The following is a 14,916-nucleotide window of genomic DNA, read 5'->3' as shown; positions in this document are numbered from 1 at the left end:
CATTCTCTTTCACATGAGAAAATTCTTCGTTGCGATGGTGTCCGCCGCGGCCGCGATGCTGGCGCTGGCGGGTCCCGCGTCGATCGACACGTTGTTGCCGGCCACCGACACGGTCGCCGTCGGCGACGCCTGGGACTGGTGAGTCAGGCCCGGTAGGAGCCGGGAGACGAGCCGGTCCAGCGTTTGAAGGCCCGGTGGAAGGCGCTCGCCTCGGAGAACCCGAGGCGCAGCGCCAGTTCCTCCACCGACTCCCCGCCCCGCACCAGCGACGCCACCGCCTGGTCGCGCAGCAACTGCTCGCGCACCTCGCGGAACGACGTCCCCTCGCCCGCCAGCCTCCTGCGCAACGTCGGTGCCGACACCCCGAGCTGCGCCGCCACGGCCTCCAGCCCGGACACCCCGCGCCCGAGCAACCGCCGCACGTGTCCCGCCGTGTCCGCGCCGTGGTCCCGGCGCGACAACAACTCCGCCGGCGAGTGCCGCAGGAACCGCTTGAGCGCCGCCTCGTCCTGCACGACCGGCATGCGCAGGAACTTCGGGTCGAACGCGATCGTGGTGGCGTCCGCGTCGAACCGCAGCGGACAGCCGAAGATCAGGTGGTACTCGGCGGCGTGCGCGGGTTCCGGATAACCGAACTCGGCGCCCTGCAACGGAATCCGGCGGCCGATGAGCCACGACGAGAACCGGTGCCACAGCACGAGCAGCGACTCGGTGAGGAAGTGGTCGGGGTCGCCGGGGATGTGGAGCGTGAAGCGGCCGTCGTCGAGCGACAGCTCCAGCGGGTCGTCGAAGAGCGCGTAGAAGGCGAGCCCGCGTTCGAGGGCCGACTCGAGGTCCGGGCAGTGCACGGCGAGCAGGCACATCATGGCGAACGTGCCGCGCTTCGACGGCCGTGGCCCGAAGCCCATGAACTCGTCGTCGAGGACTTCCCAGAGCGTCTGGATGAACTTCGTGTACTGCGCGGGAGTCACGCGCGCACGATCGTCCGCGAGAAGGCTTGAGGGGATGCCCGCGCCGTGCAGGACAACGGACGGCTCCGGGCACGCGCGGAGCGCCGCACGCACGTAGTGGATCGCCACGGTCCTGGTGTGCACGAACCACAGTAAACGCCACAGGCGGTGACGCGGCTCCGGGAGAGCAGGAGTCGCGTCACCGCCGCCGTGGGCCCACCCAGTGAGCCGTACTCCTTGCCAACGGGGCTTCCGCACGCCCATCGGCAAGGGACGATGTTGTGTTCGTTGACGTTAACGCTATGTGGTCTAGACCAAGAAAGTCAATAGTGCGAAGAGAGCAGCCAGGAGGCCGATGTTTCAGGCTTGTTCCAGTGGCGCTACAGCGAAGCCCGCACTGAACCGCTGGCACCAGATCACGACACTCCGAATGCCGGAAACATCCACGCCGGAAGGAATTTCGTACACCTGGTCGCCACGATTCCCCTTCAGCTTGCCGAGGCTCGTGAATCCCTGCCCGAACGTCTTCTCCGACGAGCCCGACGCGTGCGGCGACAGGTAAACGTAGAGGTCAGGGCCATCGCTCGTGTTCAACGCGGCGAACTGGACCGAATGCCCGCCACCCGGCAGCCTGATGAGGCTCGCCTTACCCGTGGTCGCGTGCTCAAGAGAGCGCCACTGTCCCGCCGCGACCTCTTTCGCCGTTTCGGCGGGCACCGGGACGGATGTGGAGACAGGCACTGATACAGGCGTTGAGACAGACGTGGAAGTCGGCGCGGCGGGCACGAGCAACGCGTCGTTCGTTTCGCGAACCGTGAGCAGCCTCCACGGCTGGAACAGGTACAACCCGACCCCGAGCGCGACGACGAGCAAAACTGACACGGGAATCAGGAATCGGCGATGACGCATACCGAAAATACTGGCCCAAACCGGACCGAAAAGAGCTTACGGAGTTGTTAGGGTCCCTGCCGTGGCGACACAGGCGAGGATCGGCCAGGCCGTGCTCGGCGTCCTGATGGTCGGCTGCGCGCTGACAGGCCTGTTCCCGAGACCCGTACCGCTCCTCTTCGCCATCGCGGCGGTGGGCACGGCCAACGCCGCGTTCCCGCTGATGCGCACGTTCGGCTCGGCGCTGCTGGGCGGGGTGGCGGCCTCCTCGATCGCCCTCTCCTCGGTCCCGTTCGTCACCTGCTCCTCGGAACGCTTCACCGACGTGTTCACCTGCTCGGGTGACGCTCCGACGTGGCATCTGACCGGAACCGTGCTGGTGGCAGGCCTTGCCGGGGCCAGTTTGGTGCTCGCCCGGATAACGGATCAGTGACGGCGATCACTCAACCGGGGCCGTCAAGGAGCCGATAAGGCATCCAGGCGAGCGTTCTCCTGCGACCGGGCCACCCGGTAATCTGCCGAAGAGCGTGATCGCCTGACTTCACACCGTGAGCATTGACGAGGAGGACTGCTGTGCGCGCACTGTGGGCCGCAGGTGGTTCCGCTGTGCTCGGGTCAGCGTTGCTCGGCGTGCTGGTAGGCATGGCGATCCACGGGGCGGCCGGCGAAGAACCGCCGGGCAGACCGCCTGCGTCCACCTGGATCTCGTCCACCCCCGGCACCGCGCCGAGCTCGACGGAGAGCTCGGCCGCGAACAGCAGCAGCGCGTCATCGAGCCCGAGCAGCTCGACCCCGAGCACCCAGCAGACGCCGAAGAAGACCACCCCGCCGCCGGCCGCGACGAACCCGGCCGAGGCCCCGCCCCCACCGGCGCAGACGACGACGGCGCCACCGTCCTCGTCCGGCTGGCCGTGCAGCCCGCTGAACCCGCTGCCGCCGCCCACCTGCAAGAACCTGGGCGGCTAGGCCGTGTCCTGCAAGTCTCGTCCGCGATAGTCGCGGCCGAGGGCCCCGGAGGCGGCACCGCCGGAACGCCCGAATACGCCCGGTATGAGGGCGCTCCGGCGGCACCGCCTCCGGGTCTCTCGACCGTGACTCTCATCGAACGGACCTGCAGGACACGGCCTAATCCCAGCACTCCGTCGCGCACGCGTTGATCGTCGTGCGCGACGGGGTCAGGACTTTCAGGCGGACTCGCGCCGCACCAGCACGGTGGGCAGCATCTGCTGCTTGCGCTTCACGGTCTCGTCCCTGAGCAGCTTCATCAGGTGCTCGACCATGTGCTTGACCTGCTCGTCCGAGTCCTGCCGCACCGAGGTCAGCGGCGGCGAGGTGTGCTCGGCGATGGTCACGTGATCGTCGAACCCGACGACGGCGACGTCTTCGGGAACGCGCTTCCCGGCTTCGTGCAACGACTCCAGCGCACCCGCGGCCATGAGGTCGGAGGCCACGAACACGGCGTCCAGCGCGGGAACCCTGGCCAGCAACGAGGACATGGCCTTCCGCCCGCCCTCGCGGGTGAACCCGCCGTCCTCGGTGAGCCGGGCGGTCCCCTTGTCGTCCAACGACATGGCGGACTTGAACCCGTTCAGCCGATCTATGGCGGACAGCTCGTCCAACGGGCCGGAGACGTGGACGATCTTCTTGCGCCCCAGCGACTTCAGGTGCTCGGTGGCGAGAACGGCGCCGCCCTCGTTGTCGTTGTCCACGAGGTGCATCCCCCGCAACGACCCCCAGGGCTTGCCCGCGTAGACCACCGGCAGCGGCAGCTTCTTCACGACGGAGACGACCTCGTCGTTGCGGTGCGGTGCGAACACCAGGGCACCGTCGACGTGGCCGCCGGCCAGGAACCGGTGCGCACGGGCCTGATCGTCCGGCGAGTGCACCAGCATCAGCACCATCTGCACGTCGACGTCGGCCAGTGCACGCGCGCCCGCACGGATCAGGCGCGCGAAGTGCGGGTCATCGAAGATCTTGGGCTCGGGCTCGGAGAACAGCACGGCCACGGCGCCGGTGCGGCGGGTGACCAACGCCCTCGCGGCGCGGTTCGGCTGGTAGCCCAGTGCCGACACGGCCGCGTTGACCGCCTCCAGCGCTTCCGGGCTGACCCGCGGCGACGCGTTCAGCACTCGTGACGCCGTGGCGCGGGAAACCCCTGCCCTCGCGGCAACGTCTTCCAACGTCGGACGCGCGTGGTTGGACACGAGCACCACCACTCCTCGATGAAAACCTTTGAGTCGCTAAGCAGCTTAGCCCCAAGCGATCTCCGAGGAGGGTCTCCGCGCTGATCAACGTGTTTTTTCGGCGACGTCCGTCGTGATCGGCGTCTTCAGAGCACGCGCGCGTGGCGTGATCGACACCCTCAGCAGACCGTCCTCCCGGCGTGTCGTGGTGGCGAGCCCGGCGCGGGCGGCGGTCCGGACGAGAGCGGTCTCCGAGGGCAGGCACCACGCCACGAGCTCCGAGAATCCGGCGGCGCGGGCGTCCGCCGCCAGCGCGTCGAGCAGGGCCGCGCCCACACCCCGGCGTTGCCAGGCGTCCTCGACCAACAGCGAGACCTCGGCGCAGTCCGGTGTGCCGGTGTGGATGAGCTGACCGAGCGCCACGACCTGGTCACCGCACTGGCCGACGATCGTGGTGCCGCGGGGCGGGCTGAGCAGGCGGTGCAGCCAGCGGCGGGGCACGGTGCGCATGCCGGAGTGGTAGCGGTTGAACATCGTCCGCATCGAACTGCGGGCGTGCAGGCCCGCGACGGCGTCCTCGTCGGAGGCGGAACCGGGGCGCAGGACCAGTGCCGCGCCGTCATCGGTGAGCAGTGCTCGCATCGACGGCGCCGGCGCGTCCACGAGGTCCAGCAACGCCTGGGCGCGGGTGAGTTCGACCTGGGTGAACCGGGCCCAGCCGCGCCGGGCCGCCCACTCTCCCAACTGGACCTGGCCGTCGCCGGCCTCGCCCACCGTGACGGAGTCGGCGGCCAGCACCTGACGGAGCGCCTCCCCGGTCTGGTCCGGGTCGGTCAGCGCCATCCGGGCCGCTCGCAGCACGGCGGTCGGTTCGTCCACGAGATCCCGGACGTCGGCCCTGGTGATCCCGACGCACTTGGCGCCCTCGCTGCGCACGGCCTCGACGAGGTCGGCGGGGAGCACGCCGGCCGCTGCCCGCACGACGATCTCGTCCAGCACCCCGCCGGGGACGGGGATCACGTGCAGGGCGAGAACGTTGCAGTCGGCGGCGGCCAGCCGGACGGTGACACGCGCGAGCGCGCCGGGGCTGTCGCTGAGTTCGAAGCGCAGGCGCCAGGTCGTCGTCATGACGTCAAGAGTTCATGGAAGTTGTTGCCGCGAGGCGAACCACGGGTAAAACGATTCTCATAGGGTCGCCGCATGAGGAGAACACTGGCCGTAGGCCTCACTTTGCTCACCGTCACGGCACTGGCCACGCCCACCAGCGCCGCTCCCGCCACGGCCGGCCAGAAGCCTCCCCGGCAGGCCACGCTGACGAACTTCGCCTTCCTCCCGGCGCTGACCTTCCTGCCCGGCAGCGAACCGAGCGGCGCGGCACTGGGAACGGCCCCGATCAACGGGGTCACGCCGCCCTTCGAGGACCAGCCGATCCAGGGCTTCAGCGGCCTCGTCCGCAACAGCGACGGCACGTTCGACGCCATTTCCGACAACGGCTACGGCACCAAGGCCAACAGCGCGGACTGGCTCCTGCGCATCAACCGCATCGCGCCGGACTTCACAACGGGCAGGGTCGACGTCGTCGGCGGCATCACGCTGACCGACCCGAACGGCCACATCCCGTTCCCGCTGACCAGGCAGGACCGGGTGATCACCGGCGCCGACATCGACATCGAGTCGGTCACCCGAGGCGCCGACGGCAGCTACTGGATGGGCGACGAGTTCGGCCCGTACCTGCTGCACTTCGACCGCGCGGGCCGTCTGCTCGCCCCACCCGCGCCGCTGCCGGGCGTGCGGGCTCCGGAGAACCCCGCCGGCAACCCGAACCTGGGCGGCAGCAAGGGCTTCGAGGGCATCACGCTCTCCCCGGACGGCAAGAGGATCAACGCGCTGCTGGAGGGCACCGTCGCCGGTGACACGCCGGGCACGCTGCGCCTCAACGAGTTCGACATCGCGTCCAACTCGTTCACCGGCACGACGTGGAAGTACCAGCTGGAGGACCCGAACTTCGCCATCGGCGACGCCATCGCGGTCGACGCCAACCGGCTGCTGATCATCGAACGGGACAGCGCGCAGGGCGCCGACGCGATCGTGAAGCGCGTCTATCTCGCGGACAAGCGTGACAAGAACAAGGACGGCAAGCTCGACAAGACCGTGGTCGCCGACCTGCTTAACCTCGCCAACCCGAAGCACGTCGGCGGGCAGGCGGACCCGTTCAAGTTCCCGTTCGTCACGATCGAGGACGTCACGATCCTCGACGACCGCACGATCGCGGTGCTCAACGACAACAACTTCCCGTCGTCGTCGGGCCGCACGCCCGGCAAGCCGGACGACAACGAGTTCATCACCATCAAGCTCGCCGAGAACCTGCACGCCGACCCCAGGGTCCTCCGCAGGCGCTAAACGAGAGAGCGCTCTCACCTGTGGACACAAGTATCCGCAGGTGAGAGCGCTGAGGCCCCCTCGGCCCGTCCTGTCGGCTAAACGGTGTAGCCGTGCGCGGGAAGCCCGTTCTGCCCGATGATCCGGGACAACGCGGCCGCGCTCTCCTTCACGGTTCGCTGCTGCGTCTCGAAGTCGACGTGCACGATGCCGAACCGCTGCGAATATCCGGCCGCCCACTCGAAGTTGTCGAGCAGCGACCACGCGAGGTAGCCGCGGATGTCGGCGCCTTCGGAGATCGCCCTGTGCACCGCGCGAACGTGGTCCACCAGGTACTTCTTCCGCTGCACGTCGTGCACCTGGCCTGAGGGGTCGACGACGTCCGGGAACGCGGACCCGTTCTCCGTGACCACCAGCGGCACGCCGCCCGCATCACGGGAGAGGCGCACCAGCAGTTCGGTGAACGCGTCGGCGTTCTGCTCCCACCCGAACCCCGTGAGCTCGCCCTGCGGCGGCTGCAACGCCACGCCGCGCAGTCCCGCGTGCGGACCGGCCGGCACGAAGTCGGGATCGGCGGGGGCGACGCGGGTCGGGTTGTAGTAGTTCACGCCGATCCAGTCGATCGGGGTCGCGATGGTCTCCATGTCCCCGTCGCGCACCACGTTCGTCCAGTCGCCCAGCCACGACGTGTCCTGCAGGACGTCGAGCGGGTAGCCGCGGCCCAGGACCGGGTCGAGCAGGATGCGGTTCTGCAGGCCGTCGACCTTGCGCACGGCCTCCTTCGACGCCTCCGAGTCGCTGTCGCCCCAGATGGTGCTGAAGTTCAGCACGATCGAGAGCCGGTGCGAGTCGGGTGCCTGCGCGCGCAACGCCTGCGTGGCGAGCCCGTGGGCCAGCAGCAGGTGGTGCGCCGCCTCCAGGGACGCCGTCGCGTCGGTGATGCCCGGCGCGTGGATTCCGTTGCCGTAGCCCAGGAACGCCGAGACCCACGGCTCGTTCAGCGTCGTCCAGGCCTGCACGCGGTCGCCGAGCCGTTCGTGCACGATGGCCGCGTACTCGGCGAAGCGGTAGGCGGTGTCGCGGTTGCGCCAGCCGCCGAAGTCCTCCAGGACCTGCGGCAGGTCCCAGTGGTACAGCGTCGCCAGCGGCTGGATGTTCTTCTCCAGCAACGAGTCCACCAGCCGGTCGTAGAACGCGAGCCCGCGCTCCTCGACCTGGCCGCTGCCGCTGGGCTGGATCCGCGGCCACGCGACGGAGAACCGGTACGAGGCGAGCCCGAGGGACTCCATCAGGTCCACATCGGACTGATAGCGGTGGTAGTGATCGCAGGCCGGGTCTCCCGTGTCGCCGGCCAGCACCTTGCCGGGCGTCGCGGCGAACGTGTCCCAGATCGAGGCGCCGCGACCGTCCGCGGTGGTCGCGCCTTCGATCTGGAACGCCGCGGTCGCCGCTCCCCAGAGGAAGTCCGGCGGGAAGGTCAGCACATCCCGCCCGACCTCGACGTCCGAGTCGGTCGTCATTCTCATCCCTTCACCGCGCCCTGCATGATTCCGCCGACGATCTGGCGCGACAGCAGGACGAAGATCGCGATCACCGGCAGCACCGCGATGGAGGCACCGGCGAGCATCAACGAGTAGTCGGTGTAGTACCCGCTGGCCAGCGTCGACAGGGCGACCTGCACCGTCGGGCTGTCGTTGGGGTCGAGCACGATCAACGGCCAGAAGAAGTCGTTCCACGCCGTCATGAACGTGAACATGCCCAGCACCGCCGCCTGTGGCCGCACCGCGGGGAACCCTACGTGCCAGAACGTCCGAAGCACCGAGCAGCCGTCCATCCGTGCGGCCTCGATCAGCTCGTACGGCACGGTCTCCTCGCACGCCTGACGCATCCAGAACACGGCGAACGACCCGATCAGCACCGGCACGATGACCGCCTGCAGCGTCCCGTACCAGTCGAGGTCGGACATCAGCATGTACAGCGGGATCACGCCGAGCTGCGTCGGCACCATCGCGGTGCCGAGCACGACGAGGAACAGCGAGTCGCGGCCCTTGAACCGCAGCCGCGAGAACGCGAACCCGGCCAGCGTGCCCAGCACGACGTTCGAGATCGCCACGCTCGCCGCCACGACGAACGAGTTCTGCATGGCGAGCCAGAAGTCGACGGTGTCGAAGACGCGGGTGATGTTCTCGACCAGGTTGCCGCCGGGAATCAGCGGCGGGACCTTCTCGCCGAGGACGGAGTTGTCCTTCGACGCGACGATGAACGAGTAGTACAGCGGGAAGATCGAGGCCGCCAGCACGGCGACCAGGAACCCGTAGAGCAGCGGACCTGCCTTGGCGTTCTTCATGGTCACTCCTTGCCCGCGATGCGCCGGGTCAGCGTGAAGTTGATGACCGCGACCACGAGGACGACCAGGAACAACATCCACGCGACGGTGGCCGCGTAGCCGGCGTCGAACAACCGGAAGCCCTTCTCGTACATGTAGAGCACCAGCGTCTGGAACTGCCGGTCGGAGCCGCCGGTCGAGTTGTTCGCGGCGAACCCGGGGTCGAACAGCGCGGGCTCGGCGAACAGCTGCAGACCGCCGATCGTCGAGGTGACGACGGTGAACAGGATCGTCGGTTTGATCGACGGCACGGTGATCGACCAGAACATCCGCCAGCGACCGGCACCGTCCAAGGTGGCCGACTCGTACATGTCCTTGGGCACCGACTGCATCGCCGCCAGGTAGAGCAGCGCGTTGTAGCCGGTCCAGCGCCACATGACCATTGTGGACACCGCGAGGTGCGAGGCCCACGTCTCGGCACGCCAGTCGATCGGGTCGATGCCGACGAAGCCCAGCAGGAAGTTCACGATGCCGAAGTCGCGGCCGAAGAACTGCGCGAACACCAGCGCCACCGCGGCGACCGAGATGACGTTGGGCAGCAGCACGCCGGCCCGCCAGAACGCACTGCCTCGCAGGCCTCGGTCCAGCAGCGCGGCGAGCCCCAGCGCGGCCAGCAGCTGCGGCACCGTCGAGAGCACGAACAGGCTCAGCGTGTTGAACAGCGCGTTCCAGAACTTGGTGTCGCCGAACAGCTCGACGTAGTTGGCGAGACCGACGAATCCCTGGTTGCCGTCGATCAGCTGCCAGTCGTGCAGCGACACCCACGCCGTGTAGATCAGCGGGTAGAGGCCGAAGATCCCGAACACCAGGAAGAACGGCGCGATGATCAGGTACGGCGTGTACCTGGCGTCCCAGTGGCTCAGCCGGAAGCGCTTCGGCTCCTTGGAAGGCGAAACCGAGACGGCCGGGGCCGTCTCGGTCTCTTGACGCGTCACCGTCACTTGGCGGCGTCCGTCGCTTCCTTGAGCGCCTGCGTCCAGGCGTCAGCAGCCGACTGCTTGCCCTGCTCGACACGGGTCAGCGCGGTGCCGAACACCGGTCCGACCTTCGAGTCCTTCGTGCCGCGGTAGGTCGGCTTCAACGACTCGGCGGAGGTCGCGAAGATCTGGCCGACCGGAGCCTTGTTGAAGTAGTCGTTGACCGTGGCCTGCACCTCGGCGTCCTGGTAGACCTTCGGCTGGCTCGGCAGGTTGCCGGTCTCCTTGAAGATCCGCTTCTGCTGCTCGGGGGCCGTGAGCCACTTGATCAGCTCGTAGGCCTCCTTGGGGTGCGCGCCCTGCTTCGGGATCGCGAGGAACGAGCCACCCCAGTTGCCGCCACCGCCGGGCGCCGTCGTCACGTCCCACTTCCCGGCAGCCGCGTCGCCGGCACCCGCCTTGATCAGCGCGAGCGCCCAGGCCGGGCAGGTGGTGGTGGCGAACGAACCCTGCTTCAGCGCGACGTTCCAGTCCTGGCTGAACGGCTCGAGAGCACCGGTCTGCTTCTTGGTGCCGAGCGCCGCCGCCGTGTCGAACGCCGTCTTGACCTTGTCGTTCTTCTCCGCGATGTACGAGTCGTCCTTCGCGAAGTAGCCCTCCTCGGTCTGGTCGAGAATCGCCTTGTAGACGTTGCGGCCGGTGTCGACGAACTTCACATCCGGCGTCTTGGCCGTGAACGTGTCCGCGGCCTTCGCGTAGTCGGCCCACGTCGGCCACAACTTGGCGACCTCGGCCCTGTCGGTGGGCAGACCGGCCGCCGCGAACAGGTCGCTGCGGTAGCAGAGCCCCAGGCTGCCCATGTCCGTGCCCAGCCCCAGCACGAACTCACCGCCGTCGGCCGTGCCCTGGTTCCACTTCCACCCGGCCCACTGGTCCTTCAGATCCTTGGCCCCGTACTCCGCCAGGTTCACGAACTTGTCCTTGGAGGCGCGGAACTGCGAGACCACGCCCTCCTCGAGGGCAACGATGTCCGCGGCACCACGGCCACCCGCGAGCTGAGTCGCGAGCTGCGTGTTGTGCTGCTCCATCTTGACCTTGCGCTGCTCGATCTTGATGTTCGAGTGCGAGGCCATGTACTCCTCGATGAGCTTGTCGTACCCGAAGTCGGAGAACAGACCCAGCGACAGCTCGATCTTGCCGTCGGCCCCGGAACTCCCGCCGCATCCTGCGACCAGAACCATCGCGAGGGTCGCAGCGACGCTGCCGACCAGTCTTGTGCTCATCCGTCCTCCTCGACGACGCCGTGAGCGGCGCTTAACTGTGATGAGAGCGCTCTCACACTCAACCGGAGAGGCGCGGGTGTCAAGCGGTCGACATCGTTCCGTAACTTTGTCGTGGCAGGCAACAAAAACCTGGACCGAAACGCCGAGCGTCTCGGATGGGGCGGCCACCGGGCCCCTGAGAACGACGAAGAGGGACGACCGGGCCCTCGCTCCGGTCGTCCCTCACCCCAGGTAGAGGGGGTTGCGGGCCAAAAGTGACGCGTGCTGCTCAAGATTTTTTCCGAGGTCGTGGTTCAGGTGTTGTCAGGCGGGTGTCGGGGCGGGTTGTTCATGCAGGTGAACATGTATTGAGTGGCTTGCGGGCCGAGGCGTGCGGCGCAGGTTGCGTGCGGGGCGTCGGGTTCCAGCAGGGTGGGTCGCGTTCCGTGCGGGCGGTCACCTTGCGAGGGTGGTCTGCGGCGCGGGAGCGGGTTGGCCGTGAACGCAGCGGAGGCCCGGTGCCCCGACAGCACCGGACCTCCACCGATCCCCCGGTCGTGCGGCCCCTGTTCCGCACTCCCGAACCCGCCTGGCCGCGGCCCCCGACTGCCGGGGCCAGGCGGGGTGTCCTACGCCTCCGCCATGCCCGCCACCACGGAGTTCCGCGCGGCCCGCCGAGCAGGCAGGGCTGCGGCGATGACCGCCGCGACCACGGCCAGCCCGAGCATGATGCCGATCTGACCGAACGGGATGGAGAAGCTGATCTTGAACTCCGAGTTGGAGATCGCCTCGACCAGCAGCCACCCGAATCCGGCGCCGAGGAGTACGCCCACGACCGCGCCGATCAGCGCCATCAGGATCGACTCGACCACCAGCATCTGCCGCAGCTGGCCCCTGGTCAGGCCCAGCGCCCGCAGCAGGGCGGACTCGCGGGTCCGTTCCAGCACCGAGAGCGTCAGCGTGTTCGCGATGCCGAACAGGGCGATGATCAGCGCCAGGCCGACGAGGGCCCAGATGAACATCAGGATCTGGTCGATCTGACCGTTCAGCTCCGCCTTGGTCTCGGCGGCGGAGTCCAGGACCGCCACCGGCGAGGTCGCGATGAACCGCTCCAGGTCAGCGCGGGCCACCGTGATGTCCGTGCCGGGCGCGAGCTTGATCAGCACGTTCTGGTAGCCCTTCGCGGGCTCCTTGAGCAGCGACTCGGCGGTCTTGAGCGTCACGATGCCGGTGCCGTAGGTGTTGTCCTTGATCAGCGCGACGACCTTGAGGTCCTTGCCGCTGATCGGGACGGTGGAGCCGATGGCGACGCCGGCGACCTTGGCCTCCTTCTCGCGCATCGCGATCTCGCCGTCCTTGAGCCCCGTCAACGTGCCCGCGGCGAGGTCCGGCCGCACCAGGGACCCGAGCGCCTCGACCGGGTAGCCGGTGACGTCGGCGTACTCGAGCTTCGGCGACTCGCCGTACGCCCTGAGCTCGGGCGCGACCATCTCGACGTTGCGCACCTTGGCGAGGTCGTCGGTGAACTTCAGCGAGAGCGGCTGGCTGTACACGTTCGACTTGATCGCGTAGTCCGCTGGGAACCGCTTGTCGACCTGCTCGTTCATGGTCGCGCGGCCACTTCCGGCCACGACCGTCACCATCGCGACGATGGTCACGCCGATCATCAACGCCGCTGTCGTCGCGGCCGTGCGCTTGGGGTTGCGGCCCGCGTTGGCCGAGGCCAGCTTCGCCGGGACGCCGCGCAGAGCCTTGCCGAACAGGCGGTTCACCAGCGGCACGTAGAGCGGGCCGAGCAGCAGCACCGCCAGCAGCAGCACCATCGTGGCGCCACCGGTGATGAACATCGCCGGCTCTTCCTTCTCCTGCTGGAGTCCGAAGTAGACGGCGGCGCCACCGGCCAGTGCGATCAGCGTCGCGATGATGATCCGCAGCTTGCCGGTGCGGGCGACGTCGTCGGAGCTGTCCGGCTGCGAGCGCAGGGCGGCCACCGGGGCGACCTGCGTGGCACGACGGGCGGGCAACACGGCCGAGAGCACGGTCACGACCACGCCGACACCGAAGCCCGCGGCGATGGTCACCCACGAGATCGGCAGGCGGATCGGGGCGTCCTCTCCGCCGGGGCCGCCGACGGTGCTGATGAACGCCTGCAGGCCCGCCGAGACGCCGACTCCGCCGAGAAGGCCGAGCACGGACGCCGTGAGGCCCATGAAGAGCGCTTCGGCGAGCACGCTGCGGAACACCTGCGAGCGGTTCGCGCCGACGCAGCGCAGCAGTGCGAGTTCCTTCGTGCGCTGGGCGACGAGGATCGTGAAGGTGTTGTAAATGACCATGCCCGCGACGACGAGCGAGATCGCGGCGAACGCGAGCAGAAACGTCTTGATCTCGCTCGCGGCGTCACCGACCTGGGCCAGCGTGGCCTGGGTCAACTGCTCGCCGGTCTGCACCTCGTAGCCGGTGCCGATGGCCTTGGTGACGTTGTCGACGAGCTGCTGCTGCGACACACCGGGCTTGGCGACCGCGACGATCTCGTAGATCCGCTGCGCCGGGACCACCGTGCGCAGGCCCTCCGGCGAGACCAGGACGTGGTCGCTGCCGGACATCGAGATGCTGCTGGCGCCCTGCTGGTAGGTGCCGACGATGGTGAACGGGTGCTCGGCGTTGCTCTCGTCGAGCAGCTTGAGCTTGTCGCCGACCTTGAGCTTCGCGACCTGTGCGGTCTTGACGTCGATCGCGGCCTCGTCGGCCTTGACCGGGAACTTGCCGTCCTTGAGGTCGAAGTCGCGCAGCTTCTCCGTCGTGGGCAGCGGCTGCACCAGCGCGCTGCGCGCCTTGCCCTCGCCGCTGAGCAACGCGGCGCTGCCGAACTCACGCGAGTCGGCGCCCTCGACACCAGGGGTGTTGCGGATCTTCTGCAGGAAGTCGGCGGGGATGCCGTCCTCCCGGTTGGGGCTGTTCTCGCCCATGTGCACGGCAGCGTCGACGTTGCGGGCGCTGCGGGCGAAGTTGTCCCTGGTCTGTTCCCCGACGGCGTCGCCGAGCACGAGCGTGCCCGTCACGAACGCGACGCCGAGCGCGATGGCGATGCTGGACAGCACCAGCCTCGCCGTGCGGGCCCGCAGGCCCGCAAGGATCGTCTTCAGCATCGGTAGCTCACGCCCCCAGGTGCGTGAGGGCGTTGACGACGGACTCGGTGGTGGGCTGGTGGATCTCGCCCGCGAGCCGGCCGTCGGCGAGCAGCACCACGCGGTCCGCGTAGCTCGCGGCCACCGGGTCGTGCGTCACCATGATCACGGTCTGGCCCATCTTGCGGACCGACATGCGCAGGAAGTCGAGCACCTCGGCGCCGCTGCGGGAGTCCAGGTTGCCGGTCGGCTCGTCGGCGAAGATGACCTCGGGACGGGCGACCAGGGCACGGGCACAGGCCACGCGCTGCTGCTGGCCACCGGACAGCTCGGTCGGGCGGTGCGTGAGGCGGTCGCGCAGGCCCAGCACGTTGACGATCGTGTCGAACCATTCCTTGTCGGGCTTGCGGCCGGCGAGCTCCAGGCCCAGCAGGATGTTCTGCTCGGCGGTCAGCGTCGGCAGCAGGTTGAAGGCCTGGAACACGAAGCCGACGCGGTCGCGGCGCAGCTTGGTCAGGTCCTTGTCGTTCAGCTTGGTGATCTCGGTCTGTCCGATGTGGATCGCGCCGCTGTCCACCGTGTCCAGTCCCGCGAGGCAGTGCATCAGCGTGGACTTGCCGGAGCCGGATGGGCCCATGATCGCGGTGAAACGGCCGGCCTGGAATGCCACGTTGACGCCGTCGAGCGCCCGCACCGCGGTGTCACCCTTGCCGTAGACCTTCACCAGGTTGTGGGCCGCCGCAGCGGTCCGGGTGCCGACCTCGGACGCCAGTGCTGACATGTACTTGCCTTCCTCACAGGGGGTGTTTCCTTGATGAGGAAGAAG

General features: G+C 68.4%; 14 protein-coding genes. 3 read left to right on the top strand and 11 right to left on the bottom strand.

The genetic code is table 11. The annotated features are described in order from the left end of the window. Positions 1-13 precede the first annotated feature (13 nt). The gene (locus OG205_RS42380; RefSeq protein WP_330273402.1) at positions 14-142 is read left to right on the top strand and encodes a hypothetical protein; all 129 of its coding nucleotides are present in this window, start codon (positions 14-16) and stop codon (positions 140-142) included. A gap of 1 nt (position 143) precedes the next feature. On the opposite strand, the gene OG205_RS42375 is transcribed toward OG205_RS42380, so the two are convergent. Beyond that, a complete protein-coding gene (locus tag OG205_RS42375) occupies positions 144-1,094 on the bottom strand; it encodes an AraC family transcriptional regulator (RefSeq protein ID WP_330273401.1) in 951 nt (316 codons plus the stop codon). A gap of 216 nt (positions 1,095-1,310) precedes the next feature. Continuing rightward, entirely contained in the window at positions 1,311-1,823 is a 513-nt protein-coding gene (locus tag OG205_RS42370; protein ID WP_330273400.1) for a DM13 domain-containing protein, read from the bottom strand. Positions 1,824-1,920: 97 nt separating this feature from the next. Here OG205_RS42370 and OG205_RS42365 point away from each other — a divergent pair, with 97 nt between their 5' ends. Continuing rightward, positions 1,921-2,271 carry a hypothetical protein gene (locus OG205_RS42365; RefSeq protein WP_330273399.1) on the top strand — a complete coding sequence of 117 codons (351 nt, stop codon included), beginning with the start codon at positions 1,921-1,923 and terminating at the stop codon, positions 2,269-2,271. Positions 2,272-2,281: 10 nt separating this feature from the next. On the opposite strand, the gene OG205_RS42360 is transcribed toward OG205_RS42365, so the two are convergent. The 3 genes from OG205_RS42360 to OG205_RS42350 form a co-directional block, all read right to left on the bottom strand. Further along, positions 2,282-2,782: a hypothetical protein gene (locus OG205_RS42360; protein ID WP_330273398.1), complete on the bottom strand. Its 501-nt coding sequence runs from the start codon at positions 2,780-2,782 to the stop codon at positions 2,282-2,284. A 240-nt stretch (positions 2,783-3,022) separates the two neighbouring features. Next, positions 3,023-4,051 (bottom strand): LacI family DNA-binding transcriptional regulator, encoded by a 1,029-nt coding sequence (locus OG205_RS42355; protein ID WP_442916671.1) that lies wholly within the window; start codon positions 4,049-4,051, stop codon positions 3,023-3,025. A gap of 75 nt (positions 4,052-4,126) precedes the next feature. Then, positions 4,127-5,149, bottom strand: coding sequence for a GNAT family N-acetyltransferase (locus tag OG205_RS42350; RefSeq protein ID WP_330273396.1), 1,023 nt, complete (start codon positions 5,147-5,149; stop codon positions 4,127-4,129). 72 nt (positions 5,150-5,221) lie between these two features. Here OG205_RS42350 and OG205_RS42345 point away from each other — a divergent pair, with 72 nt between their 5' ends. Next, entirely contained in the window at positions 5,222-6,421 is a 1,200-nt protein-coding gene (locus tag OG205_RS42345) for an esterase-like activity of phytase family protein (protein ID WP_330273395.1), read from the top strand. Between the two features lie 77 nt (positions 6,422-6,498). Here the strand turns inward: OG205_RS42345 and OG205_RS42340 are convergent, their stop codons facing one another. From OG205_RS42340 to OG205_RS42315, 6 genes are all read right to left on the bottom strand, one after another. Continuing rightward, a complete protein-coding gene (locus OG205_RS42340; RefSeq protein WP_330273394.1) occupies positions 6,499-7,920 on the bottom strand; it encodes a GH1 family beta-glucosidase in 1,422 nt (473 codons plus the stop codon). A gap of 2 nt (positions 7,921-7,922) precedes the next feature. After that, the gene (locus OG205_RS42335) at positions 7,923-8,747 is read right to left on the bottom strand and encodes a carbohydrate ABC transporter permease (protein ID WP_330273393.1); all 825 of its coding nucleotides are present in this window, start codon (positions 8,745-8,747) and stop codon (positions 7,923-7,925) included. Between the two features lie 2 nt (positions 8,748-8,749). Beyond that, positions 8,750-9,649 carry a carbohydrate ABC transporter permease gene (locus OG205_RS42330; RefSeq protein ID WP_319977842.1) on the bottom strand — a complete coding sequence of 300 codons (900 nt, stop codon included), beginning with the start codon at positions 9,647-9,649 and terminating at the stop codon, positions 8,750-8,752. Between the two features lie 74 nt (positions 9,650-9,723). Further along, the gene (locus tag OG205_RS42325) at positions 9,724-10,986 is read right to left on the bottom strand and encodes an ABC transporter substrate-binding protein (RefSeq protein WP_330273392.1); all 1,263 of its coding nucleotides are present in this window, start codon (positions 10,984-10,986) and stop codon (positions 9,724-9,726) included. Between the two features lie 608 nt (positions 10,987-11,594). Further along, a complete protein-coding gene (locus OG205_RS42320) occupies positions 11,595-14,111 on the bottom strand; it encodes an ABC transporter permease (RefSeq protein ID WP_330273391.1) in 2,517 nt (838 codons plus the stop codon). A gap of 7 nt (positions 14,112-14,118) precedes the next feature. Further along, positions 14,119-14,871, bottom strand: a complete 753-nt coding sequence (locus tag OG205_RS42315; protein ID WP_330273390.1) for an ABC transporter ATP-binding protein — start codon at positions 14,869-14,871, stop codon at positions 14,119-14,121. Between the last annotated feature and the right edge of the window lie 45 nt (positions 14,872-14,916).

It is taken from the genome of Lentzea sp. NBC_00516, assembly GCF_036346835.1.
GTDB lineage: Bacteria > Actinomycetota > Actinomycetes > Mycobacteriales > Pseudonocardiaceae > Lentzea > Lentzea sokolovensis.
This window is presented reverse-complemented; position numbering and strand designations above follow the sequence as displayed.

Coding starts and splice junctions, on each gene's coding strand:
- OG205_RS42320 (WP_330273391.1), bottom strand. CDS start 14,111: ATGCTGAAGACGATCCTTGCGGGCCTGCGGGCCCGCACGGCGAGGCTG.
- OG205_RS42350 (WP_330273396.1), bottom strand. CDS start 5,149: ATGACGACGACCTGGCGCCTGCGCTTCGAACTCAGCGACAGCCCCGGC.
- OG205_RS42315 (WP_330273390.1), bottom strand. CDS start 14,871: ATGTCAGCACTGGCGTCCGAGGTCGGCACCCGGACCGCTGCGGCGGCC.
- OG205_RS42380 (WP_330273402.1), top strand. CDS start 14: ATGAGAAAATTCTTCGTTGCGATGGTGTCCGCCGCGGCCGCGATGCTG.
- OG205_RS42345 (WP_330273395.1), top strand. CDS start 5,222: ATGAGGAGAACACTGGCCGTAGGCCTCACTTTGCTCACCGTCACGGCA.
- OG205_RS42325 (WP_330273392.1), bottom strand. CDS start 10,986: ATGAGCACAAGACTGGTCGGCAGCGTCGCTGCGACCCTCGCGATGGTT.
- OG205_RS42335 (WP_330273393.1), bottom strand. CDS start 8,747: ATGAAGAACGCCAAGGCAGGTCCGCTGCTCTACGGGTTCCTGGTCGCC.
- OG205_RS42340 (WP_330273394.1), bottom strand. CDS start 7,920: ATGACGACCGACTCGGACGTCGAGGTCGGGCGGGATGTGCTGACCTTC.